The sequence below is a fragment of the Pseudomonas sp. FG43 genome, assembly GCF_057809175.1.
Window position 1 is genome coordinate 205,963 of record NZ_JBMDJL010000007.1, and the last position, 22,960, is coordinate 228,922.

The following is a 22,960-nucleotide window of genomic DNA, read 5'->3' on the forward strand; positions in this document are numbered from 1 at the left end:
ACTTGTAAGTAGCTATTTCAAACTACAATCATTTTCTTTTTTCCCCAGATTGGTGTGTTTTTCGATATGAGTTCTGCTCTGTCCATCCGGCAGCTAACCAAAACCTACGGCAACGGTTTCCAGGCCCTGAGTGGTATTGATCTGGACGTCGCCGAAGGTGATTTCTTCGCCTTGCTCGGCCCCAACGGTGCCGGCAAATCCACAACCATCGGGATCATCTCGACCCTGGTCAACAAGACCAGCGGCACCGTTAATATTTTCGGTCATGATCTGGACCGCGAGCCTGCCGCTCTCAAGCGCTCCATCGGTGTGGTGCCTCAGGAATTCAACTTCAACCAGTTTGAAAAGACTTTCGATATCGTCGTGACCCAGGCCGGTTATTACGGCATCCCGATGAAAGTTGCCAAGGAACGTGCCGAGAAATACCTGACTCAGTTGGGGTTGTGGGACAAGCGTGATGTGCCTTCGCGCTCGCTCTCCGGTGGCATGAAACGCCGACTGATGATTGCCCGTGCGCTGATTCACGAGCCGCGCCTGTTGATCCTCGACGAGCCGACGGCTGGTGTGGATATCGAGCTGCGCCGTTCGATGTGGAGCTTTCTGACTGAACTGAACCAGAAAGGCATCACCATCATCCTCACCACTCACTATCTGGAAGAGGCTGAGCAACTGTGCCGCAACATCGGCATCATCGACCATGGGGTGATTGTCCAGAACATGGGCATGAAGCAATTGCTCAACACCCTGACTGTCGAGACGTTCGTGCTGGACCTGAAAAACGCCTACCAGAGCGCGCCGAAACTGATCGGTTATCCCTGCAAGCTGCTGGACAGCCACACCCTGGAAGTCCAGGTCGACAAGAGCGTTGGCATCACCGCCTTGTTCAGCCAATTGGCTCTGCAGAATATTGACGTGCTGAGCCTGCGTAACAAATCCAACCGACTTGAGGAGCTGTTTGTGTCTCTGGTGGAAAAAAATCTGGCGAAGGTGGCTCTATGACCGGCCAGAGCGGTGAATTCCGTCCCAACATGGTTGCACTGAACACCATCGTCTATCGCGAAGTCCGGCGCTTCATGCGGATCTGGCCGCAGACGTTGCTGCCGCCAGCGATCACCATGGTTCTGTACTTCGTGATCTTCGGTAACCTGATCGGCCGGCAAATCGGCGATATGGGCGGTTTCACGTACATGCAGTACATCGTGCCGGGTTTGATCATGATGTCTGTGATCACCAACTCTTATGGCAACGTGGTATCGAGCTTCTTTGGTGCCAAGTTCCAGCATTCCATTGAAGAGCTGATGGTCTCGCCTGTTTCGCCGCATACGATTCTGGTGGGTTACACCCTTGGCGGTGTATTGCGCGGTCTGATGGTCGGGCTGATCGTGACGTTGCTGTCGATGTTCTTTACCGACCTGCAAGTGCATCACCTGGGCGTGACGATTGTTGTGGTGGTACTGACAGCGACCATTTTCTCGCTGCTGGGCTTCATCAACGCGGTTTTTGCACGTAACTTCGACGATATCTCGATTATCCCGACTTTCGTGCTGACGCCTTTGACCTATCTGGGCGGGGTGTTCTACTCCATCAGCCTGCTGCCGCCGTTCTGGCAGACCGTCTCACTGGCCAACCCGGTCCTGCACATGGTCAATGCCTTCCGTTACGGCATCCTGGGGGTTTCCGATATCAGGATCAGCATCGCGCTGGCCTTCATGGTCGTGGCAACCGTGGTGCTGTATATCGGCTGTGCCCGCCTGCTGGTGAGCGGGCGCGGGATGCGGCAGTAACCTTTTCTCGTATGTGTATTCCCTCTGTGGGAGCGGATTCATCCGCGAAGGCCTTCGCGAATGAATTCGCTCCTACGCAGGCGTGGCGCAGTTAAAGAACAAAACCGGTAACACTCCATCCCGCCCATTTTTCTCTGTAGCGCTCATCCTTGACGCCTCACCGCTTTGAGGGATGTTCATGCGCACAGGGATGATCGCGCTTGCTCTGGGTCTGTTGGCCCTGCGTTTTTTGCCCGCGTTGCCGCCGGTCTGGCTATTGCTGTTGATGCCGGTGGTCGCGTTGATGCTGTTGCCGTTTCGCACTTATCCACTGGCACTTTTTCTGTTCGGACTCACCTGGGCCTGTGTGTCGGCGCAGTCGGCGCTGGATGATCGTCTGTCGCCACGGCTCGACGGGCAGACGTTATGGCTGCAAGGCCAGGTGGTCGGCTTGCCGGGTTCTGCCGAAGGTGTGGTGCGTTTCGAACTGGAGGAGGCCCGGTCGCGACGGGCGAAGTTGCCGCAGTTGATTCGTGTGGCCTGGTATGGCGGCCCCGAGGTGCGTAGCGGCGAGCGCTGGAAGCTGGCTGTCAAACTCAAGCGGCCGGCCGGGCTGGTCAACCCCGATGCTTTCGATTACCAGGCCTGGCTGCTGTCCCAGCGCATTGGTGCGACCGGAACGGTGGTGGACGGGGAGTTGCTGGTGCCAGCACGTACCGCCTGGCGTGACGGGATTCGCCAGCGCTTGCTGGCTGTCGAGGCTCATGGGCGTGAAGGCGGGCTGGCGGCTCTGGTGCTGGGCGATGGCTCCGGTCTGTCGACGTCCGACTGGCAAGTGTTGCAGGACACCGGCACCGTGCATCTGCTGGTGATTTCCGGTCAGCACATCGGGCTGTTGGCGGGCGTGGTCTATCTGCTGGTCGCGGGGCTGGCTCGCTGGGGATTATGGCCGCGCTTCCTGCCCTGGTTGCCATCGGCCTGCGGTCTGGCATTCGGTGCGGCGCTGGGGTATGGCTTGCTGGCCGGGTTCGATGTGCCGGTGCGTCGGGCTTGTGTGATGGTCGGCATGGTTCTGCTCTGGCGTTTGCGCTTTAGGCATCTTGGGCTTCTCTGGCCACTGCTTGTGTCGCTCAATCTGGTCTTGATCTTCGAGCCTCTGGTCAGTTTGCAACCGGGCTTCTGGTTGTCGTTTTCGGCGGTGGCAATTCTGATCCTGATCTTTGGCGGGCGTCTCGGCGCATGGGGCTGGTGGCAGAGCTGGACGCGCGCCCAATGGTTGATCGCCATTGGTCTTCTGCCGATGCTGCTGGCCCTGAACCTGCCGGTCAGTATCAGTGGTCCGCTCGCCAATCTGCTGGCGGTGCCCTGGGTCAGCCTGATCGTGTTGCCTCCTGCCTTGGTGGGGACGCTTTTGCTGCCCGTGCCTGTGATGGGCGAAGGTTTGCTCTGGCTGGCCGGGGCTGCGCTGGAGGGGTTGTTCGTTTTTCTGGGGGCCGTTGCCGATATCCGGCCCGCCTGGCTGCCAGGCAAGGTGCCCGCCTGGGCGTGGGCGATGAGCCTGCTGGGCGCTCTGCTTCTATTGATGCCGAATGGTATGCCCATGCGTTTGCTGGGTTGGCCGCTGTTATTGCTGTGTGTTTTCCCGCCGATCAAGTCGGTGCCTCATGGGCAGGTCGACGTGCTGCAACTGGATGTCGGGCAGGGGTTGGCGATTCTCTTGCGTACCCGCCATCACACGCTGCTGTATGACGCCGGGCCGCGCTTTGGTGAGTTCGATATCGGTCAGCGGGTGGTGCTGCCTGCCATCCGCAAGGCCGGTGTGCGCAACCTGGACCTGATGATACTCAGCCATGCCGACACCGATCATGCGGGAGGCGCGCTTGCTGTCCATCGGGCGCTGCCGGTTCAGCGGGTAATAGGCGGTGAACTGACCAGGCTTGATCCTCAATTGAATGCCCAACGGTGCCGCAACGATGAAACATGGGAATGGGATGGTGTACGTTTTGCGACCTGGCGCTGGGAGCAGGCCGAGGAGGGCAATCAGTCCTCCTGCATGCTGAGTGTCGAGGCCAATGGTGAGCGATTGCTGCTGACCGGGGATATCGATGCACAGGCCGAGCAGGCTGCGCTGAACAGCGATTTCGATCTGCGCGCCCATTGGTTGCAGGCGCCGCACCATGGCAGTCGGACCTCTTCCTCAAAACTGTTTCTGCGTGCAGTGGCACCGGTTGGCGTGCTGATCTCCCGTGGACGCAACAATGCGTTCGGGCATCCTCATCCACTGGTCATGGCGCGTTATCGATGGCAGGGGGTTCGCAGCCATGACAGTGCCGTGCTGGGAGCCATCGGCCTGCAACTGGGGACTTTCGGCCAACCCCGGGCAGAGCGGGGCGAACAGCGCTTCTGGCGTGACTGAATGCGCGGATGTTTATCTCGGGCTTCGGACAGTCGCCGAGCCTATGTTAGAGTGGCGCCAATTTTTCAGGGAGTGGTCATTGTGTGGGAACTGGTCAAATCTGGCGGCTGGATGATGTTGCCGATCATTTTGAGTTCCATCGCCGCTGCCGGCATCATCATTGAGCGTCTATGGACGTTGCGTGCCAGCCGCATAACGCCTCCGCACCTGCTGGGACAGGTCTGGCAGTGGATCCAGGAAAAGAAACTGGACAACGAAAAGCTCAAGCTGCTGCGCGCCGACTCGCCGTTGGGTGAAATCCTCGCTGCGGGGCTGGCCAACTCCAAGCATGGTCGCGAGATCATGAAAGAGTGCATAGAAGAGGCCGCAGCACGGGTCATTCATGACCTGGAGCGCTATCTCAGTGCCCTGGGTTCCATCGCTGCCATGGCACCCCTGTTGGGTCTGCTGGGTACGGTGCTGGGCATGATCGATATCTTCGGCTCGTTCAACAGTTCGGGAGCCACGGCCAATGCCGGTGCTCTGGCAGGCGGTATTTCCAAGGCGCTGATCTGTACCGCGTCGGGCCTGATCGTCGCGATCCCCGCGATATTCTTCCATCGTTTCCTGCAAGGCCGCGTCGATGAACTGGTGGTCGGCATGGAGCAACAGGCGATTCGTCTGGTGGAAGTGGTGCAGGGTGACCGTGATGTGGATCTGGTCGATGCGCCGGTCGATCTGAAATCCCTGGCCCGTACCGGGGGCAAGAAGAAGTGAAATTTCGCCGTCGCAAGCCGCGAGAGAACATCGACATCAACCTTGTGTCGTTGATCGACGTGGTGTTTATCCTGCTGCTGTTTTTCATCGTCACCACGACATTCACCCGTGAAACTCAGTTGCGCGTGGATCTGCCGCAGGCGGTGACCGGCACCCCGGATACCGAGGCCAACCTCAAGCATCTGGATATCGCCATCAATGCCGACGGTCTGTTTTCCCTGAACAACCAGTTGCTGCCGAAAAACGATCTGGCGACCCTGATCGAAGCACTGCAACGCGAGTCGGCGGGCGATACCAGCCTGCCGCTGTCGATCAGTGCCGATGGCAAGACTCCCCACCAATCGGTCATTACTGCCATGGACGCTGCAGGCAAGCTGGGTTTCAGCCATCTGCGCATGACCACTGTCGAGGCCAACCAGGCTAACTGATGGCACTTACCGATCGCTTGCTTGATGCCTGGTACAACGGCCATCCGGCGCTTGCACTGCTGCGTCCCCTTGAGAGCCTTTACCGGCGCGTCGTGAATGGCAAGCGTAAGCGTTTTCTGGCGGGTGAGGGTGATATCTACCGGGCGCCAGTACCAGTCGTGGTGGTGGGTAACATTACGGTGGGCGGCACCGGCAAGACGCCGCTGATTCTGTGGATGATCGAACACTGTCGCAGCCGTGGGCTGCGGGTGGGGGTTGTCAGTCGTGGTTATGGCGCAAAGCCGCCAAGCCTGCCGTGGCGAGTCCTGCCAGATCAGAGCGCTGACGAGGCGGGCGACGAGCCGCTGCTGATCGTGCAGCGTTGTGGTGTGCCGTTGATGATCGACCCGGATCGCAGCCGTGCCGTGCGCGCCTTGCTGGCTGCCGAACCGCTTGATCTGATCCTCAGCGACGACGGTTTGCAGCACTATCGGCTGGCCCGTGATCTCGAACTGGTGCTGATCGATGCCGCACGTGGGCTGGGCAACCGCCGCTGTCTGCCGGCCGGCCCGTTGCGCGAGCCGGTTGAGCGGCTGAACAGTGTCGATGCCTTGCTCTATAACGGTGCCCTTGAAGATCGTGACGACGGCTATGCCTTTGTGCTCAAGCCCGCGGCACTGATCAATCTGCGCAGTGGCGAGCGTCAGCCGGTGGATCATTTCCCGGCTGGCCAGGCGCTGCATGCCGTGGCGGGTATCGGCAATCCGCAACGTTTCTTCAATACCCTCGAAGGATTACACTGGCGGCCTGTGCCTCACGCTTTTGCCGACCATGCGGTCTACAGCGCTCAAACGCTCACCTTCACACCATCGTTGCCAGTGATCATGACCGAGAAGGATGCTGTGAAATGCCGTTCCTTTGCGGCCGATGACTGGTGGTATCTGGCAGTGGATGCGGTGCCTGGCGCTGCCTTCGTCAACTGGTTCGATGAGCAGCTGACACGTCTTTTTCCATGATTGCCTCAGGAGTCCCCATGGACACCAAACTACTCGATATCCTCGCTTGCCCGATCAGCAAGGGGCCGCTGAAGCTCAGTGCCGACAAGACCGAACTGATCAGCAAAGGCGCAGGCCTTGCCTACCCGATTCGCGACGGCATCCCCGTCATGCTGGAAACCGAAGCGCGCACCCTGACTGCCGAAGAGCGTCTGGATAAATGACAGCGGCTTTCACGGTTGTCATTCCGGCACGATTCGGTTCCAGCCGCTTTCCCGGCAAGCCGCTGAAAACCATCGCGGGCAAGCCGATGATCCAGCATGTCTGGGAGCAGGCCTGTAAAAGCGGTGCCGAACGTGTCGTGGTTGCCACCGACGATGCGCGGATTGTCGAAGCCTGTCAGGCATTCGGTGCTCAGGTACTGATGACACGTGACGATCACAACTCGGGCACTGACCGTCTGGCTGAAGTGGCCGAACAGTTGGGGCTGGCGGCTGATGCCATTGTGGTCAATGTCCAGGGTGACGAGCCGATGATCCCGCCTGTGGTGATCGATCAGGTGGCAGCCAATCTCGCTGCGCATCCTGAAGCCGGTATTTCGACCCTGGCCGAGCCCATCGATGATGTCACTGCGCTGTTCAATCCGAATGTGGTCAAGGTGGTGGCGGACGTAAACGGCCTGGCTTTGACTTTCAGCCGGGCGCCATTGCCGTGGGCGCTGGATGCTCTGGCCGCAAGTCGGGACGTGTTGCCTGAGGGCGTGCCTTATCGTCGTCATATCGGCATCTATGCCTACCGTGCCGGTTTCCTGCATGACTTCGTCAGTTGGGGACCTTGCTGGCTGGAGAACACCGAAAGCCTGGAGCAATTGCGAGCGCTCTGGAACGGCGTGCGCATTCATGTGGCGGATGCTCTGGAGGCACCGCCTGCCGGTGTCGATACGCCTGAAGACCTTGAGCGTGTAAGGCGCTTGCTGGAGATTTGATGTCGGTTTGTCTTGTTCAACTGAAGGTAAGCGCATGACCTTGCAGGTGCAGTCCGGGGTTTCACTCAAACCCTTCAATACCTTTGGCGTGGATGTGCAGGCGCAACTGTTCGCTGAGGCTCGTGATGATCAGGAAGTGCGTCAGGCTCTGGCGTATAGCGCCGAACATGCTGTGCCCTTGCTGGTGATCGGTGGTGGCAGCAATCTGTTACTGACCGATGACGTCCGGGCACTGGTGCTGCGCATGGCCAGTCGCGGGATTCGTGTCATCAAGGAGGATTGCGCTCAGGGTATTGTCGAAGCCGAGGCGGGCGAGCCCTGGCATCCGTTCGTGCAGTCCTGCCTGGAGCTGGGTTTTGCCGGGCTGGAAAACCTGAGCCTGATCCCCGGAACGGTGGGTGCTGCCCCGATGCAGAACATCGGTGCTTATGGCGTCGAGATCAAGGATGTTTTCCACAGCCTGACGGCGCTCGATCGCCAGACCGGCGAGTTGCGTGAGTTTTCCCTGGAAGATTGCCGGTTCGCTTACCGCGACAGCGTATTCAAGCAGCAACCTGGTCGCTGGTTGATCCTGCGTGTGCGTTTTACCTTGCGTCGTACGCCTTCTCTTCATCTGGAATATGGCCCGGTTCGCCAGCGTCTTGACGAGATGGGGATCAAGGAGCCGAGCCCCTTTGATGTCAGTCGTGTCATCTGTGCGATCCGCAGCGAGAAACTGCCAGACCCGGCCGTGCTGGGTAATGCCGGGAGCTTCTTCAAGAATCCATTGGTGACGGCCGAACAGAGCGAAACCATCAAGCGCAACTATCCGGGCGTAGTGGGTTATCCCCAGGCCGATGGTCGCGTGAAACTGGCAGCCGGATGGTTGATCGAGCAGGCTGGCTGGAAGGGCTTTCGTGAGGGGGATGCAGGCGTGCATGCGCTTCAGTCTTTGGTGCTGGTCAATCATGGTCAGGCCACGGGCCTGCAACTGTTGAGCCTTGCCCGTCGAATCCAGGCTGACATTACCGAGCGTTTTGGTGTGGAGCTGGAGATGGAGCCCAATCTGTATTGAGGCTGTGCCTTCACGCTTGCTGATGCCGAACTGAAACGCCAGACACAAAAAAGCCCTACCTGCTCACACAGGTAGGGCTTTTTCATGGGCCGGGGATCAGGCGAGTGGTTTAGGCTCGGTCTCTTCCTGGGCTTGCGGTGCAGCAACTACTTCAGTTTCAGCGGCAGCAGCCTGCTCGGCTTCCTGGCGACGACGCTCTTCTTCTTCGCGCTTGCGGCGACGAACTTCGCGTGGATCGTTCGGGGCGCGACCATTGGTGCTGACCGGCGCAGGTGCTTCGGCCACTACAACTGGCTCTGCTTGCGGTGCCGGCTCAGGCTCGACGGCTTGTGGCGCTGCATAAGGAGCGGGCTCCTCCTGAACGAGTACAGGCTCGGCGACTGGTGCAGGCACTGGCAGCTCGGCGGATTCGGTAGCCGGCACGTCAGCCTGAACCGGAGCTTCGACCGCAACTTCCGGAGTTGGCTCTGGCGTTGGCTTGAACGGTACGATGTTTTCAGCCTTTGGCGCGTTTTCAGCCTGTGGTGCTTCAAACAGTTCTGCCTGAGCTGCACGTACTGGCGCTTCGACTGCTGCTGGCTGCACTTCGACTTCAGGTGCGGCTTGCGCTTCTGGAGCGGTTTCGGCAACTGGCGCTTCGATGGCTGGTGTCTCTACAACCGGGGCTTCTACAGCCGGTGCTTCGACTGGCTGGGCTTCGGCAACGGGAGCTTCGACGACAGGCGCCGCTGCTTCGGCAGGTATTTCGGCCGATGCGTTGGCAATTTCTGCCTGGCGGTTGGCTTGCGCCTCGGCCGGGGCACTGATTACGGCTTCAGCGACAGCTGCGGTAACAGCCTGACCTGCTTCCTGGTCTTCACTGCCTTCGTTCTCTTCGGAGCCTTCGATCACATTGCCGTTGGCGTCACGCTGACGCTCGCGACGGTTGCTGCGACGACGCTGGCCACGGGAGCGACGACGAGGGCGTTCGCCTTCGCTGCCTTCCTGGTTGTCTTCGCTGGTCAGCTCTTCATTGTTCAGCAGTTCTTCTTCGCTGGTCGCGGCGGCGGCCTGCTCTGCACGTGGCTGACGCTCTTCACGAGGAGGGCGTGGCTGGCGTTCTTCGCGTGGAGCGCGCTCAGGGCGTTCTTCACGGGCTGCGGCTGGCGCTGCATCCAGAGGTTCGCGCAGTTCGCGCACAGGACGCTCTTCGCGTGGCTTGCGCTCACGTGGTGCGCGAGCCGGACGCTCTTCGCGTGGCGCAGCATCGTCACGGACTTCGCGAGGTTCGCGTGGAGCACGTTCTTCACGAGGGGCACGTTCTTCGCGTGGAGCGCGTTCGGCACGCTCTTCACGTGGCGCACGTTCTTCACGCGGCTTGCGCTCTTCGTCGCGACGGTTGTTGCGGCCACGGCTCTGTTGACGACCGTTGCGGCGCTCTTCGTTGCGGGCAGGGCGTTCGCTGGCTGGTTTTTCCACGACCACCGGTGCAACCGGCTCTTCCTTGGTGGCGAACAGGCTCACCAGGGATTTCACCAGACCCTTGAACAGGCTTGGCTCGTGAGCAGCAGGAGCTGCAACCGGAGCAGCGGCCTGGGCTGGAACCGGTGCGTTGGTACGCGGCGGTGCAGTCTTGACTGCGGCTTCCTGGCGAACCAGGGTGCGGGTGGCTGCGGCTTGCGGCGCAACTTCTTCCACTTCGGCAGCGGCAGCAGCGATTTCGTAGCTGGACTGATTGTTGTGGGCTTCCGGGCTGTCATCGCGCAAACGCTGAACTTCGAAGTGCGGCGTTTCCAGATGATCGTTCGGCAGGATGATGATGCGGGCGCGGGTGCGCAGTTCGATCTTGGTGATCGAGTTGCGTTTTTCGTTCAGCAGGAACGCGGCGACCGGGATCGGCACCTGAGCGCGTACTTCGGCAGTACGGTCTTTCAGGGCTTCTTCTTCGATCAGGCGCAGGATGGCCAGCGACAGGGACTCGACGTCACGGATGATGCCGGTGCCGTTGCAACGCGGGCAGACGATGCCGCTGCTTTCACCCAGGGAAGGGCGCAGGCGTTGGCGGGACATTTCCAGCAGGCCGAAGCGCGAGATACGACCGACCTGAACGCGGGCGCGGTCGGCTTCCAGGCTTTCGCGGACTTTCTCTTCCACGGCGCGCTGGTTCTTGGCAGGGGTCATGTCGATGAAGTCGATGACGATCAGGCCGCCGATGTCGCGCAGGCGCAACTGACGGGCGATTTCTTCGGCGGCTTCAAGGTTGGTCTGCAGTGCGGTTTCTTCGATGTCGCTGCCTTTGGTGGCGCGCGCCGAGTTGATGTCGATGGATACCAGGGCTTCGGTCGGATCGATGACGATGGAGCCGCCGGAAGGCAGTTCGACGACGCGCTGGAAGGCGGTTTCGATCTGGCTTTCGATCTGGAAGCGGTTGAACAGCGGAACGCTGTCTTCGTACAGCTTGATCTTGCTGGCGTACTGCGGCATCACCTGACGGATGAAGGTCAGGGCTTCTTCCTGGGCTTCGATGCTGTCGATCAGGACTTCACCGATGTCCTGGCGCAGGTAATCGCGGATGGCGCGGATGATGACGTTGCTTTCCTGGTAGATCAGGAATGGCGCGGCACGATCCAGGGATGCTTCCTTGATGGCGGTCCAGAGTTGCAGCAGGTAATCGAGGTCCCACTGCATTTCTTCGCTGCTGCGGCCAAGGCCGGCGGTGCGAACGATCAGGCCCATGTCGGCAGGAGCGATCAGGCCGTTCAGGGCTTCGCGCAGTTCGTTGCGCTCTTCGCCTTCGATGCGGCGCGAAATGCCACCGGCGCGCGGGTTGTTGGGCATCAGGACCAGATAGCGGCCAGCCAGGCTGATGAAGGTGGTCAGGGCTGCGCCCTTGTTGCCACGTTCTTCTTTCTCGACCTGAACGATGACTTCCTGGCCTTCGCTCAGGACGTCCTTGATGTTCACGCGGCCTTCAGGAGACTTCTTGAAGTATTCGCGGGAGATTTCCTTGAGGGGCAGGAAGCCATGGCGCTCAGAGCCGAAATCGACAAAGGCAGCCTCCAGGCTTGGCTCGATGCGGGTGATCCGGCCTTTGTAGATGTTGGCCTTCTTCTGCTCGCGAGCACCGGACTCGATGTCCAGATCGTAGAGGCGCTGGCCGTCTACCAGAGCAACACGCAACTCTTCGGGTTGAGTTGCGTTAATCAGCATTCTTTTCATGTAGTACCGTCGGTTTCCGGGCTGCCGGAAACGGCGTTCGGCACACACGACTTCTCACGGTCGGTGTCAGGGCACGTCAAGAGTGTATGGACACTCCATTGTCTAGCGATGTTCTCGATCAGAAGGATCGAGGCGTCGCGACGACGTTTCCTGTTTGCTGTGGTGACAAAAGGCACCCTTTACAGCAAAAGCTTTGTCAGGAGGAGGAATCGACCATCGGTAGCGGACGAGATGAAGCGTCTAGAACAAGCCTTGTGCTACACAGTCCGATGGTTGTGCATCTCCACCCTACACGTATCCCTGATAATTCGGGTGCTGCCGCGCGCAGAATCCGCAGCGGGTTGGCATTTACCGCGAGCTTCCATGGGAAGTTCGCGCATCATTGCTTGAGGCGTTGTTCCCGAAACATTCGCTCGTAGCGTCTGGAAGCGACTGCACTTTGTGAACTGGCCGTGAATTGTGCGCGCTGAAGGCGAGTGGTTACTCTGCGATCCGGCGTGTTTCAGGCCTCATGTCACCTGCGCTCGTTACGTTTCCAGCGTGCTCCGTTGTCACCGAACACCTCGTAGGACGGCCTCCCGTCCTCGTGAATTGCGCTGGTCAGGGCCGGTTGTCAACCGTTTGTCCGCTGTCCGGCCGCTTTTGGCGGCGTTCGCGACTATAGCAGCAATCATTAAGTGCTTCAAATCCATAAAAAATTGTTATGATTTGTCGCATGACGAATATTGCCCCCCCAACCCCCGGCGTTCAGCTGGTAGAGGTTGCCCCGGAACTTGCCGGTCAACGCATCGATAACTTTCTGATCACTTATCTCAAGGGTGTGCCCAAGACCTTGATTTACCGCATCTTGCGCAAAGGCGAAGTGCGTGTGAACAAGGGGCGGATCAAGCCCGAGTACAAGTTGCAGGCGGGCGACATCGTGCGCGTTCCGCCTGTGCGTGTGCCTGAGCGCGATGAGCCTGTGCCGGTCGCACAGGGTTTGTTGCAGCGCCTTGAGGCGGCCATTGTCTACGAGGACAAGGCCTTGATCGTGCTCAACAAGCCGGCAGGAATCGCCGTGCATGGCGGCAGCGGTCTGAGTTTCGGTGTCATCGAAGCCTTTCGCCAGTTGCGACCTGATGCCAAGGAGCTGGAGCTTGTACACCGGCTGGACCGGGATACCTCTGGTCTGTTGATGATCGCCAAGAAGCGCAGCATGTTGCGCCACCTGCATGCTGCCTTGCGCGGCGACGGTGTGGACAAGCGCTATATGGCGCTGGTTCGCGGGCACTGGGCGACGGCTCAGAAGCAGGTCAATGCGCCGCTGCTCAAGAGCAACCTGCGCTCCGGCGAGCGTATGGTCGAGGTCAATGACGAAGGCAAGGAGGCCCTGACGATTTTCAAGGTCCTGCGTCGCTTCGGTGATTTCGCGACCATGGTCGAGGCCAAGCCTGTAACGGGTCGTACCCACCAGATTCGTGTCCACACATTGCATGCCGGGCACTCGATTGCCGGCGATACCAAGTACGGCGATGAGGATTTCAGTCGCGAGATTCGAGAGTTGGGTGGCAAGCGCCTGTTCCTGCATGCCTATATGCTGACCGTGCCATTGCCTGACGGGGGCGAGTTGAAGTTGCAGGCCCCGGTCGATGAGATGTGGGCCAAGACTGTGGAGCGTTTGAGTGCGTCGTGACTATGATCTGTTGATTTTCGATTGGGACGGTACGTTGGCCGACTCGGTCGGTCGTATCGTCGAGGCCATGCGTACGGCGGCATTGAAAGGCGGGATGGAAGCCCGCGACGATCTGGCGATCAAGGGCATTATCGGCCTCGGGTTGCCAGAGGCGATTCGCACGCTGTACCCGCACATTACGCCCAGTGACCTGCTTGAATTCCGTCAGCGCTATGCCGACAGCTATATGGAAATGGACAAGGTGCCATCGCCTCTGTTTGCAGGTGTGCGCGAAGCCATTCAGGCGTTTCGCGATGAGGGTTATCGCATCGCTGTCGCCACGGGCAAGGCGCGCCGTGGTCTTGACCGTGTTCTGAAGTCCAATGACTGGCAGGGCTATTTCGATATCACCCGGGCTGCCGACGAAACCGCCAGCAAGCCGGACCCGTTGATGTTGCATGAAATCATGGCCCATTGTGGTGTTGCGCCCGAGCGTTCGCTGATGGTGGGTGATTCATCCTTCGATCTGCTGATGGCGCGTAACGCTGGCATGGATTCGGTTGCGGTCGGCTACGGTGCGCAATCCCTGGATTCGTTGCGTGAGTATCAGCCGCGTCTGTCCATTGAGAGTTTTCCTGAATTGCGCACCTGGTTGGGTGAGCGTGGCGTTTAGTCTTCGCGGTTGGAGTGAGTGAAATATGTCTGACGAATGGAAAGCGCCTGCCTCGCAAAAAACGGATGACACCGTTGCTGGCAAGGAAGATGCAAAAAGCTGGAAGCTGTTGGAGAAAACCCTGCTGGCCGGTGTTCAGGAGCAGCGTCGTGCGCGCCGCTGGGGCATCTTTTTCAAATTTCTGACCTTTGCCTATCTGTTCACCATGTTGCTGTTGTTCACGCCGCTCATGGATATGGAAAAGAGCGCTTCACGCGGGGCAAGCCACACCGCTTTGATCGAAGTGCAGGGCATGATTGCGGACAAGGAGTCGGCCAGTGCCGACAATATTGTCGGCAGCCTGCGCACCGCTTTCGAGGATGCCAAGACCAAGGGTGTGATCCTGCGTATCAATAGTCCTGGCGGCAGCCCTGTCCAGTCGGGCTATGTCTACGATGAAATCCGTCGCCTGCGTGCCGAGAAGCCGAATATCAAGGTGTACGCGGTCATCACCGATCTTGGTGCTTCGGGTGCCTATTACATTGCCAGCGCTGCTGACCAGATTTACGCCGACAAGGCCAGTCTGGTGGGCTCCATTGGTGTGACGGCTGCCGGTTTCGGTTTTGTCGGGATCATGGAGAAGCTGGGTGTGGATCGCCGGACCTATACCTCGGGCGAGCACAAGGCTTTCCTTGACCCGTTCCAGCCGCAGAAGGCTGACGAGACGCAGTTCTGGCAAAGCGTGCTGGACACGACGCATCGCCAGTTCATTGCCAGCGTCAAGCAGGGGCGCGGTGATCGCTTGAAGGATAAAGAGCATCCCGAGCTGTTCTCGGGGCTGGTCTGGACCGGTGAGCAGGCTGTTTCGCTGGGTCTGGTCGATGGTCTGGGCAGTGCGAGCTATGTGGCTCGTGAAGTGATCGGCGAGAAAGAGATCGTCGATTACACCATTCAGGAGTCGCCTTTTGACCGGTTCTCCAAAAAGCTGGGCGCCAGTATCGCGGAGCGGATTGCGATGTGGGCCGGCTTTAGCGGGCCAGTGTTGCGCTGATCTTTGATTGAGCAAACAACCCGACCATTGGTCGGGTTGTTTGTTTCTGGCTCAGGGAATAGTGATCCCTTCATTTATAAGCATGTCCACCAGACGAATCAGTGGCAGGCCGATCAGGCTTGTGGCGTCGCTGCCTTCGGTGCTGCGGAACAGGCTTACGCCAAGTCCTTCGGCCTTGAAGCTGCCGGCGCAGTCAAAAGGCTGCTCTGCATGCAGGTAGCGCTCGATGCTGGCTTTGTCCAGGTTGCGCATGTGGACGCTGAATGGCACGTAGTCGACCTGGCAGTGGTCGGTCTTGCTGTTTAGCAGCGCCAGGCTGGTAAGGAAGGTGACGGTTGTGCCGCTGGCCGCTGACAGTTGTTCCAGGGCGCGCTCGAAGGTGTGGGGTTTGCCGAGAATCTGTCCGCCAAGCACGGCAACCTGATCGGAGCCGATGATCAGGTGGTCCGGATATTCGTGGGCAAGTGCCTGGGCTTTTTCCCGTGCAAGGCGCTGCACAAGGTCGATTGCGCTCTCGTCGGCATGGCGGCTTTCGTCGATATCGGGCGATTTGCAGGCAAATGGCAGGCGCAAACGGGCAAGCAGTTCGCGACGATAAGGTGAGCTGGAGGCGAGAAGCAGGGATGGCATACGGTTCTCCGTGGGCTGAGCGTCGATTCTAATGAGAGGTCGTAGTTGCGAACAGGCCTGAATTTCCTTTGACATGCCAAGGGGGCATCCCTAGAATGCTGCGCCTATGTTGAATGACCCGATTCCACCTCACGTTGACCCGCGCAAATTGGCTGATCGTGGCACTACCCTTCAAGGTGAAGTGCTGCTTGCCGATTTGGAGAGACTCTGCGACCCGCTTTCCGACAATGTCGGTACGGTGCAGGCTAAATTCGTTTTCGAGCGTGACGAGCGCCGGTCTGTGGTTATCCACAGTTCCATCGACGTCTCGGTCAAGATGGTTTGCCAGCGTTGTCTTGAGCTGGTCACCCTGCCGATCCACAGCGAGTGCAGTTACGCGGTGGTGAAGGAGGGTGCGAATACCCAGTCGTTACCGAAAGGTTATGACGTGCTGGAACTGGGCGAAGATCCATTGGATCTGCTGGCATTGATCGAGGAGGAGCTTTTGCTCGCCTTGCCGATTGTGCCTGCTCATCATCCGGAAGAATGCCAGCAACCGGCGGGTCTCGATGAGCCCGAACCGAGCGTGGACGAGGTAACGCGGTCCAACCCGTTCAGTGTATTGGCGCAGTTAAAGCGTGACCCAAACGTTTAGGAGTTAATCATTATGGCTGTTCAGCAGAACAAAAAATCCCGCTCTGCCCGTGACATGCGTCGTTCGCACGACGCTCTTGAGGCAAGCACTCTGTCCGTAGAAAAGACCACTGGTGAAGTTCACCTGCGTCACCACGTATCGCCAGAAGGCGTATACCGTGGCCGTAAAGTGATCGACAAGGGCGCTGACGAGTAATTTCTTGTCCGCTCCGATCATTGCGATCGACGCAATGGGCGGGGACTTCGGTCCCCGCAACATTGTTCAGGCAAGCCTCGCGTGCCTGACTGCTACGCCCTCGCTTCATCTGGCCCTTGTCGGCCAAGCTCCCTTACTTGAAGAACTGATTACCCGCCATCCTGGTGTGGATCGCTCGCGCCTGCATATTGTTCATGCAAGCGAAGTGGTCACCATGGACGAGCGTCCGTCCCAGGCGTTGCGCGGCAAGCCTGATTCTTCGATGCGTGTTGCCTTGGGGCTTGTGGCTGATGGTCAGGCTCAGGCCTGTGTCAGTGCGGGCAATACCGGTGCGTTGATGGCGTTGTCGCGCTTCGTGCTCAAGACCCTGCCGGGTATCGACAGGCCGGCGATGATTGCCGCCATTCCTACCCGCAACGGCTATTGCCAGTTGCTGGACCTGGGGGCCAATGTCGATTGCTCTGCCGAGGCTCTTTACCAGTTTGCGGTCATGGGGGCGGTCACGGCCGAGGCGCTTGGGGTTGTGAGCCCGAGGGTTGCCTTGCTCAATGTCGGCACCGAGGACATCAAGGGTAATCAGCAGGTGAAGCAGGCGGCCGCGTTGTTGCAGGCGGCCAAAGGGCTCAACTACATCGGTTTCGTCGAGGGCGATGGTTTGTATCGCGGCGAGGCGGATGTAGTGGTCTGTGACGGCTTTGTCGGCAATGTGCTGCTCAAGTCCAGCGAAGGGCTGGCGACCATGATTGCTGCACGAATGGATGAGCTGTTCAGGCGCAACCTGATGGCGAAGGCGGTCGGGGTTCTGGCAATGCCTCTGTTGAAGCGTCTGCAGGCTGAACTTGCGCCTGCAAGGCATAACGGTGCGAGTCTGTTGGGCTTGCAGGGGATTGTGGTCAAAAGTCATGGTTCGGCCAGTGCCCAGGGGTTCGAGAGTGCGATTCAGCGGGCGCTGATCGAGGTTCGGGAAAACCTGCCGCAACGCCTGCGCGGGCGGCTGGAAGTGTTACTGCAAAGCAGTGACTCCTGAAAATGTGACGCAATCGACTGGCCAGTCATCCAAACGTGCAGTCATGCAAATTTGAATTCCTGCGTTCGGCATTGCCGGACGCCTATTTTCGACGACAACAATTCAGGGGCCTGTTACATGTCTGCATCCCTCGCATTCGTCTTTCCGGGGCAAGGATCGCAATCGCTCGGCATGCTCGCCGAGCAGGGCGCACAGCATCCGTTGATCCTCGATACTTTTGAGCAGGCATCCGATGCTCTGGGCTATGACCTCTGGGCGTTGACCCAGCAAGGTCCGGTCGAGTCGCTTAACCAGACCGACAAGACCCAGCCTGCAATCCTGACGGCCTCCGTTGCCCTTTGGCATGTATGGCTGGCCGAGGGCGGTGCCGTTCCTGCGTTCGTCGCCGGTCATAGCCTGGGCGAATACAGTGCGCTGGTCGCTGCCCAGAGCCTCAGCCTTGCCGATGCGGTCAAGCTGGTCGAGCGCCGTGGCCAGTTGATGCAGGAAGCTGTTCCGGCCGGTCAGGGCGGTATGGCTGCAATCCTGGGGCTGGACGATGCCGATGTCATCGCAGCCTGCGCCGAAGCCGCTCAGGGTGAAGTGGTCAGCGCCGTGAACTTCAACTCGCCGGGCCAGGTGGTTATTGCGGGTGCCGCCGAGGCGGTGAAGCGTGCGATGGAGCTGTGCAAGGCCCGTGGCGCAAAACGTGCATTGCCATTGCCGGTCAGTGTGCCGTCCCATTGTGAGCTGATGCGTCCGGCAGCCGAGCGTTTTGCCGAGTCCATCGAAGCCATCGAATGGCAGGCACCTGTCATCCCTCTGGTGCAGAATGTCAGTGCTGCTGCCGTGAATGATCTGGTCACGCTCAAGCGTGATCTGCTGGAGCAGTTGTACAAGCCGGTACGCTGGGTGGAATCCATCCAGAGCCTGGCAAGCCATGGTGCGACCCAGTTGGTGGAATGTGGGCCGGGCAAGGTGTTGGCTGGTCTGAACAAGCGTTGCGCCGAAGGCGTGATTACCTACAACCTGGATACCCCGGACGCCTTTGCCGCCGCACGCGCGGCACTGGCCTGATTAGGAGAAGCTTGCATGAGCCTGCAAGGTAAAGTTGCACTGGTGACTGGCGCCAGTCGTGGTATTGGTCAAGCCATTGCCCTGGAATTGGGGCGCAATGGCGCAGTCGTCGTGGGTACTGCGACCTCTGAGTCGGGTGCCGAGCGCATCTCTGCGACATTCAAGGAAAACGGCATCGAAGGCTTCGGCCTGGCGCTGGACGTTTGCAATGCCGAGTCCGTGGATTCGGTGCTGGCAACGATTCAGGAGCGTGTCGGCGCGCCGCTGATTCTGGTCAATAATGCCGGTATCACCCGCGATAACCTGATGATGCGCATGAAAGATGACGAGTGGCATGATGTCGTCAATACCAACCTGAACAGTCTGTTCCGCCTGTCCAAGGGCGTTCTGCGTGGCATGACCAAGGCTCGTTGGGGTCGTATCATCAGCATTGGCTCTGTTGTCGGTGCCATGGGCAACGCAGGTCAAGTAAACTATGCATCCGCCAAGGCGGGGCTTGAAGGTTTCAGTCGTGCGCTGGCTCGTGAAGTCGGTTCGCGTGCCGTTACCGTCAACTCGGTGGCACCAGGTTTCATCGATACAGACATGACGCGCGAGCTGCCTGAAGCTCAGCGTCAATCCCTGATCACCCAGATCCCGCTGGGACGTCTGGGTCAGGCTGAAGAGATTGCGCATGTTGTCGCTTTTCTTGCGTCCGAAGGCGCAGGTTACGTTACCGGAGCTACAATCCCGGTTAACGGCGGGATGTACATGAGCTAAAAGTGGATGTTCGTTTCAAAAAGTGTCATACGAGCTGTCTAAAATCCGTTGTAAAACTGCAATCTACAAATAGGCAAAGGGCGGGTGAGGTTCGGTGGAGGAGCGTTAAGCTTGAAATCAGCAAAACCTCTTCTATACACTTACCCTCTGGCCAGATGCCTGAACATTTCCACTAGGAGTTAAAACTAGGTATGAGCACCATCGAAGAGCGCGTCAAGAAAATCGTTGCCGAGCAACTTGGCGTCAAGGAAGAAGAAGTCGTTAACAACGCTTCCTTTGTTGAAGACCTGGGTGCTGACTCCCTGGACACCGTTGAGCTGGTAATGGCTCTGGAAGAGGAATTCGAGACCGAAATCCCTGACGAAGAAGCGGAAAAGATCACCACCGTTCAAGCTGCTATCGATTACGTCAACAGCCACCAGGGCTAAGACTTTGTAATCGTTGTTGCTGTGATGTGAAAACCGCACTGCTCTTACCGGCGTGCGGTTTTTTCTTTGAAAAAGCGATGTCTTGTCAATAATAGAGAAGGAGAGTCCTGTGTCGCGTAGACGCGTCGTGGTCACCGGGATGGGCATGCTTTCGCCATTGGGTAACGATGTACCCAGCAGTTGGCAAGGTATTCTGGCGGGCCGCAGTGGCATTGGCCTTATCGAGCACACGGACCTTTCGGCCTTCACCACCCGCTTCGGTGGTTCGGTCAAAGGCTTCAATGTCGAAGAATACCTGGCGCCGAAGGAAGCGCGTCGGCTCGATCTCTTTATTCAATACGGCCTGGCCGCCAGCTTTCAGGCTGTGCGCAATGCGGGTCTTGAGGTCACGGATGCCAACCGCGAACGCATTGGCGTTGCCATGGGGTCGGGTATCGGTGGTCTGACCAACATCGAAAACAGCAGTCGTCTGCTGCATGATCAGGGGCCGGGGCGGATTTCTCCGTTTTTTGTACCGGGCTCGATCATCAATATGATTTCCGGATTCCTGTCCATCCATTTGGGGGCACAGGGTCCTAACTACGCCATTGCCACAGCCTGTACCACGGCTACGCACTGTATCGGCATGGCGGCGCGCAATATCGCTTACGACGAAGCTGACGTCATGATCGCCGGCGGCGCCGAAATGGCTGCCTGCGGTCTGGGCATGGGCGGTTTCGGTGCGGCGCGTGCATTGTCTACCCGCAACGACGACCCGGCGCGTGCCAGCCGTCCGTGGGACAAGGGGCGCGACGGTTTCGTCCTCTCCGATGGTGCGGGCGCACTGGTGCTCGAAGAGCTTGAGCACGCCAAGGCGCGTGGCGCGACCATCTATGCCGAGCTGGTTGGTTTCGGCATGAGCGGTGATGCCTATCACATGACTTCGCCACCCGATGACGGTGCCGGTGCTGCACGTTGTATCGTCAATGCGCTGCGCGATGCGAAGCTCAATACCGATCAGGTCCACTACATCAATGCTCACGGTACTTCGACACCTGCTGGCGACCTGGCTGAAGCCTCGGCGATCAAGTCGGTGTTCGGTGATCACGCCTACAAGCTGGCAGTCAGCTCCACCAAGTCCATGACCGGTCACCTGTTGGGTGCTGCAGGCGCGGTCGAGGCGATTTTCAGTGTGCTGGCGATTGCCGATCAGGTCGCTCCTCCAACCATCAACCTGGATGAGCCGGACGAAGGCTGTGATCTGGACTTCGTGCCTCATGAGGCGCGTCGCATGCCGATCGATGTTGCAGTCTCCAACTCCTTCGGATTTGGCGGTACCAACGGCTCGCTGGTGTTCCGTCGGTTCAGCGAGTGATGCTCGCCTGGGTTGATGGCTGTCCCGAAGACTCTCTGTCCCTCAAGGACAGAGGTCTTGCCTATGGCGATGGTGTATTTGAAACCATCGCCGTCAGGAAGGGGCAGCCGTTGCTCTTCGAGCGTCATATACAGCGCCTTGGAACGTCCTGTGAGCGTTTGGCCATTCCGGCCGATCAGGCGCTGCTTCGTACTGAAATGACCCGCTTCGCTGCGCAACTGGGCGACGGGGTCATGAAGCTGATTCTGACCCGTGGCGATAGCCAGCGCGGTTATGCTCCAGCCGCTGATACCCGTTCGCGCCGCATCCTTCAGGGGGCTGCGGCGCCTGCTTATCCGCCAGCTCATGCCGAGCAGGGTGTACGTCTTTTTCCTTGCAAGACCCGACTGGCCGAGCAGCCGTTGCTGGCTGGCATCAAGCACCTGAACCGTCTGGAGCAAGTGCTGGCCCGCTCCGAGTGGCAAGACAGCGAGCATGCCGAAGGCCTGATGTGCGATACCTCCGGTCGCGTGATCGAGGGGGTCTACAGCAATCTGTTTCTGGTTCGCGAGGGTGGCTTGCTGACCGCTGACCTGAGTCGCTGTGGCGTGGCGGGCGTGATGCGTGCCGAGTTGCTGGATCAGGCACGAAATCAGGGTATTGCTGTCGATATCCGTGACCTGCACTTGTCCGACCTTGAACAGGCGGATGAGCTGTTTCTGTGCAATAGCGTTTATGGGGTGTGGCCGGTGCGTGGCTTTTCAAGGCTGAACTGGCCGGTTGGTCCGCTCACCCGTAAACTGCAAGACATTGCTCGAGCACTTCTGGATAACTGATTCGTGATCCGAAAAATACTGGTATTGCTGGAAATCGCTGTAGTCCTGGCAGGTCTGGCGCTGGGCTTTGCCTGGTGGCAGCAACGGGAAGCGTTGAGGCAACCTCTGAATGTCACCCAGGAACAACTGCTGGACGTACCTGTCGGCTCTTCACCGTCCCTGGTGTTGAATCGCCTGCAGGCCGACGGCGTGATCAAGGATGCCTTCTGGCTGCGTCTTTACTGGCGTTTCAATCTGGCCGAGCAGCCGCTGCACAGTGGCGAATATCGCATGACGCCGGGCATGGACGTACAGGCGCTGTTTGGTGTCTGGAAGCGCAAGGAAGTCGTGCAGTACAGCCTGACGCTGGTGGAAGGCTGGAACTTCCGGCAGGTACGCGCTGCATTGGCCAAACAGCCCAAACTTGAACAGACCCTGAGCGGATTGAGCGACAGCCAGTTGATGGCCAGGCTTGGGCATTCCGATGTCTTCCCTGAAGGGCGTTTCTTTCCCGACACCTACCGCTATGTGCGTGGCATGACCGATGCCGAATTGCTCAAGCAGGCCTACAACCGTCTGGAAGATGTGCTGGAGGAGGAGTGGAGCAAGCGGGCGGCGGATTTGCCGTACAAGGACCCGTACCAGGCCTTGATCATGGCCTCGCTGGTTGAAAAGGAAACCGGCGTGCCTCGCGAGCGCGGTGAAATTGCCGGGGTGTTTGTCCGTCGCCTGGCGCTGGGCATGCTGCTGCAAACCGATCCGACGGTGATCTACGGCATGGGTGAGCGCTACAACGGCAAGCTGACCCGGGCCAACCTGAAAGAGGCGACGCCTTACAACACGTACGTCATTTCCGGCTTGCCGCCGACACCGATTGCTCTGGCCGGGCGAGAAGCCATTAATGCTGCCCTCAATCCCGTATCAGGCACCAGCCTGTACTTTGTAGCCAAAGGGGATGGCAGCCATGTGTTCTCCGACGACCTGGATGCCCACAACGCAGCGGTACGCGAATACCAGCTCAAGCGTCGTGCGGATTACCGATCCAGCCCGGCACCCATTCCGGTAGCACCTGCCGGGTCCGGTTCGACTTCCCCGGAGTCTCAACCTGCGGCTACGCCCGATGCACCGCCAACAGATTCGGCCTCGCAATGAAAA

At 59.1% G+C, this 22,960-nt stretch carries 23 protein-coding genes; 21 read left to right on the forward strand and 2 right to left on the reverse strand.

Annotated features, from left to right (window positions below):
* Positions 1 to 66 precede the first annotated feature (66 nt).
* The 9 genes from ACODS3_RS11160 (at position 67) to murB (ending at position 8,376) form a co-directional block, all read left to right on the forward strand.
* Positions 67 to 999 carry an ABC transporter ATP-binding protein gene (locus tag ACODS3_RS11160; protein WP_304574508.1) on the forward strand — a complete coding sequence of 311 codons (933 nt, stop codon included), beginning with the start codon at positions 67 to 69 and terminating at the stop codon, positions 997 to 999.
* On the forward strand, positions 996 to 1,784 hold the full coding sequence (locus ACODS3_RS11165) for an ABC transporter permease (RefSeq protein WP_117167378.1): 789 nt from the start codon (positions 996 to 998) through the stop codon (positions 1,782 to 1,784). The genes ACODS3_RS11160 and ACODS3_RS11165 overlap by 4 nt, the downstream gene beginning before the upstream one ends.
* Positions 1,785 to 1,962: 178 nt before the next feature.
* On the forward strand, positions 1,963 to 4,179 hold the full coding sequence (locus ACODS3_RS11170; RefSeq protein ID WP_489034272.1) for a DNA internalization-related competence protein ComEC/Rec2: 2,217 nt from the start codon (positions 1,963 to 1,965) through the stop codon (positions 4,177 to 4,179).
* A gap of 81 nt (positions 4,180 to 4,260) precedes the next feature.
* Positions 4,261 to 4,935: a MotA/TolQ/ExbB proton channel family protein gene (locus ACODS3_RS11175; protein ID WP_201019258.1), complete on the forward strand. Its 675-nt coding sequence runs from the start codon at positions 4,261 to 4,263 to the stop codon at positions 4,933 to 4,935.
* Positions 4,932 to 5,363, forward strand: a complete 432-nt coding sequence (locus ACODS3_RS11180; protein ID WP_025261022.1) for an ExbD/TolR family protein — start codon at positions 4,932 to 4,934, stop codon at positions 5,361 to 5,363. The genes ACODS3_RS11175 and ACODS3_RS11180 overlap by 4 nt, the downstream gene beginning before the upstream one ends.
* On the forward strand, positions 5,363 to 6,358 hold the full coding sequence (gene lpxK / locus ACODS3_RS11185; RefSeq protein ID WP_201019257.1) for a tetraacyldisaccharide 4'-kinase: 996 nt from the start codon (positions 5,363 to 5,365) through the stop codon (positions 6,356 to 6,358). The genes ACODS3_RS11180 and lpxK overlap by 1 nt, the downstream gene beginning before the upstream one ends.
* A 17-nt stretch (positions 6,359 to 6,375) precedes the next feature.
* Positions 6,376 to 6,561, forward strand: coding sequence for a Trm112 family protein (locus tag ACODS3_RS11190; RefSeq protein ID WP_095067411.1), 186 nt, complete (start codon positions 6,376 to 6,378; stop codon positions 6,559 to 6,561).
* Positions 6,558 to 7,322, forward strand: a complete 765-nt coding sequence (kdsB, locus tag ACODS3_RS11195) for a 3-deoxy-manno-octulosonate cytidylyltransferase (protein WP_489034275.1) — start codon at positions 6,558 to 6,560, stop codon at positions 7,320 to 7,322. Before ACODS3_RS11190 ends, kdsB begins: the two co-directional genes overlap by 4 nt.
* A 34-nt stretch (positions 7,323 to 7,356) precedes the next feature.
* On the forward strand, positions 7,357 to 8,376 hold the full coding sequence (gene murB / locus ACODS3_RS11200) for a UDP-N-acetylmuramate dehydrogenase (protein WP_489034277.1): 1,020 nt from the start codon (positions 7,357 to 7,359) through the stop codon (positions 8,374 to 8,376).
* A gap of 96 nt (positions 8,377 to 8,472) precedes the next feature.
* Here murB and rne read toward each other — a convergent pair whose 3' ends face one another.
* Entirely contained in the window at positions 8,473 to 11,565 is a 3,093-nt protein-coding gene (gene rne, locus ACODS3_RS11205; protein WP_489034279.1) for a ribonuclease E, read from the reverse strand.
* Between the two features lie 724 nt (positions 11,566 to 12,289).
* Between rne and rluC the strand changes: the two genes are divergently transcribed.
* From rluC to sppA, 3 genes are read left to right on the forward strand one after another with little or no spacing between them, the layout of a single operon-like run.
* Positions 12,290 to 13,246, forward strand: coding sequence for a 23S rRNA pseudouridine(955/2504/2580) synthase RluC (gene rluC, locus ACODS3_RS11210; RefSeq protein WP_200999746.1), 957 nt, complete (start codon positions 12,290 to 12,292; stop codon positions 13,244 to 13,246).
* Positions 13,236 to 13,898, forward strand: a complete 663-nt coding sequence (locus ACODS3_RS11215) for an HAD-IIIA family hydrolase (protein WP_489034281.1) — start codon at positions 13,236 to 13,238, stop codon at positions 13,896 to 13,898. Before rluC ends, ACODS3_RS11215 begins: the two co-directional genes overlap by 11 nt.
* Positions 13,899 to 13,923: 25 nt before the next feature.
* Positions 13,924 to 14,928, forward strand: coding sequence for a signal peptide peptidase SppA (gene sppA / locus ACODS3_RS11220; protein WP_201019252.1), 1,005 nt, complete (start codon positions 13,924 to 13,926; stop codon positions 14,926 to 14,928).
* A 51-nt stretch (positions 14,929 to 14,979) separates the two neighbouring features.
* On the opposite strand, the gene ACODS3_RS11225 is transcribed toward sppA, so the two are convergent.
* Positions 14,980 to 15,558, reverse strand: a complete 579-nt coding sequence (locus ACODS3_RS11225) for a Maf family protein (RefSeq protein ID WP_489034283.1) — start codon at positions 15,556 to 15,558, stop codon at positions 14,980 to 14,982.
* 106 nt (positions 15,559 to 15,664) lie between these two features.
* Here ACODS3_RS11225 and ACODS3_RS11230 point away from each other — a divergent pair, with 106 nt between their 5' ends.
* The 9 genes from ACODS3_RS11230 (at position 15,665) to mltG (ending at position 22,957) form a co-directional block, all read left to right on the forward strand.
* Positions 15,665 to 16,192 carry a YceD family protein gene (locus tag ACODS3_RS11230; protein ID WP_095067405.1) on the forward strand — a complete coding sequence of 176 codons (528 nt, stop codon included), beginning with the start codon at positions 15,665 to 15,667 and terminating at the stop codon, positions 16,190 to 16,192.
* A gap of 12 nt (positions 16,193 to 16,204) precedes the next feature.
* Complete coding sequence (gene rpmF, locus ACODS3_RS11235; RefSeq protein ID WP_003179396.1) at positions 16,205 to 16,387, forward strand: 50S ribosomal protein L32; 183 nt, start codon at positions 16,205 to 16,207, stop codon at positions 16,385 to 16,387.
* 4 nt (positions 16,388 to 16,391) lie between these two features.
* Entirely contained in the window at positions 16,392 to 17,414 is a 1,023-nt protein-coding gene (gene plsX / locus ACODS3_RS11240) for a phosphate acyltransferase PlsX (RefSeq protein WP_201019250.1), read from the forward strand.
* Positions 17,415 to 17,531: 117 nt separating this feature from the next.
* Entirely contained in the window at positions 17,532 to 18,470 is a 939-nt protein-coding gene (gene fabD / locus ACODS3_RS11245; protein ID WP_200999740.1) for an ACP S-malonyltransferase, read from the forward strand.
* Positions 18,471 to 18,485: 15 nt separating this feature from the next.
* Positions 18,486 to 19,229 (forward strand): 3-oxoacyl-ACP reductase FabG, encoded by a 744-nt coding sequence (gene fabG / locus ACODS3_RS11250; protein WP_200999739.1) that lies wholly within the window; start codon positions 18,486 to 18,488, stop codon positions 19,227 to 19,229.
* Between the two features lie 191 nt (positions 19,230 to 19,420).
* Entirely contained in the window at positions 19,421 to 19,657 is a 237-nt protein-coding gene (gene acpP, locus ACODS3_RS11255) for an acyl carrier protein (protein WP_200999738.1), read from the forward strand.
* A 109-nt stretch (positions 19,658 to 19,766) separates the two neighbouring features.
* Positions 19,767 to 21,011 carry a beta-ketoacyl-ACP synthase II gene (gene fabF, locus ACODS3_RS11260; RefSeq protein WP_489034288.1) on the forward strand — a complete coding sequence of 415 codons (1,245 nt, stop codon included), beginning with the start codon at positions 19,767 to 19,769 and terminating at the stop codon, positions 21,009 to 21,011.
* Positions 21,011 to 21,826, forward strand: coding sequence for an aminodeoxychorismate lyase (gene pabC, locus ACODS3_RS11265; RefSeq protein WP_489034290.1), 816 nt, complete (start codon positions 21,011 to 21,013; stop codon positions 21,824 to 21,826). The genes fabF and pabC overlap by 1 nt, the downstream gene beginning before the upstream one ends.
* Positions 21,827 to 21,829: 3 nt before the next feature.
* Positions 21,830 to 22,957 (forward strand): endolytic transglycosylase MltG, encoded by a 1,128-nt coding sequence (gene mltG, locus ACODS3_RS11270; protein WP_201019247.1) that lies wholly within the window; start codon positions 21,830 to 21,832, stop codon positions 22,955 to 22,957.
* Positions 22,958 to 22,960: the final 3 nt, after the last annotated feature.

Excerpts from the sequence above, each read along its gene's own strand:
- ACODS3_RS11160 (WP_304574508.1), top strand. The coding sequence starts at position 67 with ATGAGTTCTGCTCTGTCCATCCGGCAGCTAACCAAAACCTACGGCAAC.
- ACODS3_RS11165 (WP_117167378.1), top strand. The coding sequence starts at position 996 with ATGACCGGCCAGAGCGGTGAATTCCGTCCCAACATGGTTGCACTGAAC.
- ACODS3_RS11170 (WP_489034272.1), top strand. The coding sequence starts at position 1,963 with ATGCGCACAGGGATGATCGCGCTTGCTCTGGGTCTGTTGGCCCTGCGT.
- lpxK (WP_201019257.1), top strand. The coding sequence starts at position 5,363 with ATGGCACTTACCGATCGCTTGCTTGATGCCTGGTACAACGGCCATCCG.
- ACODS3_RS11190 (WP_095067411.1), top strand. The coding sequence starts at position 6,376 with ATGGACACCAAACTACTCGATATCCTCGCTTGCCCGATCAGCAAGGGG.
- kdsB (WP_489034275.1), top strand. The coding sequence starts at position 6,558 with ATGACAGCGGCTTTCACGGTTGTCATTCCGGCACGATTCGGTTCCAGC.
- murB (WP_489034277.1), top strand. The coding sequence starts at position 7,357 with ATGACCTTGCAGGTGCAGTCCGGGGTTTCACTCAAACCCTTCAATACC.
- rne (WP_489034279.1), bottom strand. The coding sequence starts at position 11,565 with ATGCTGATTAACGCAACTCAACCCGAAGAGTTGCGTGTTGCTCTGGTA.
- rluC (WP_200999746.1), top strand. The coding sequence starts at position 12,290 with ATGACGAATATTGCCCCCCCAACCCCCGGCGTTCAGCTGGTAGAGGTT.
- sppA (WP_201019252.1), top strand. The coding sequence starts at position 13,924 with ATGTCTGACGAATGGAAAGCGCCTGCCTCGCAAAAAACGGATGACACC.
- ACODS3_RS11225 (WP_489034283.1), bottom strand. The coding sequence starts at position 15,558 with ATGCCATCCCTGCTTCTCGCCTCCAGCTCACCTTATCGTCGCGAACTG.
- ACODS3_RS11230 (WP_095067405.1), top strand. The coding sequence starts at position 15,665 with ATGTTGAATGACCCGATTCCACCTCACGTTGACCCGCGCAAATTGGCT.
- rpmF (WP_003179396.1), top strand. The coding sequence starts at position 16,205 with ATGGCTGTTCAGCAGAACAAAAAATCCCGCTCTGCCCGTGACATGCGT.
- fabD (WP_200999740.1), top strand. The coding sequence starts at position 17,532 with ATGTCTGCATCCCTCGCATTCGTCTTTCCGGGGCAAGGATCGCAATCG.
- fabG (WP_200999739.1), top strand. The coding sequence starts at position 18,486 with ATGAGCCTGCAAGGTAAAGTTGCACTGGTGACTGGCGCCAGTCGTGGT.
- acpP (WP_200999738.1), top strand. The coding sequence starts at position 19,421 with ATGAGCACCATCGAAGAGCGCGTCAAGAAAATCGTTGCCGAGCAACTT.
- pabC (WP_489034290.1), top strand. The coding sequence starts at position 21,011 with ATGCTCGCCTGGGTTGATGGCTGTCCCGAAGACTCTCTGTCCCTCAAG.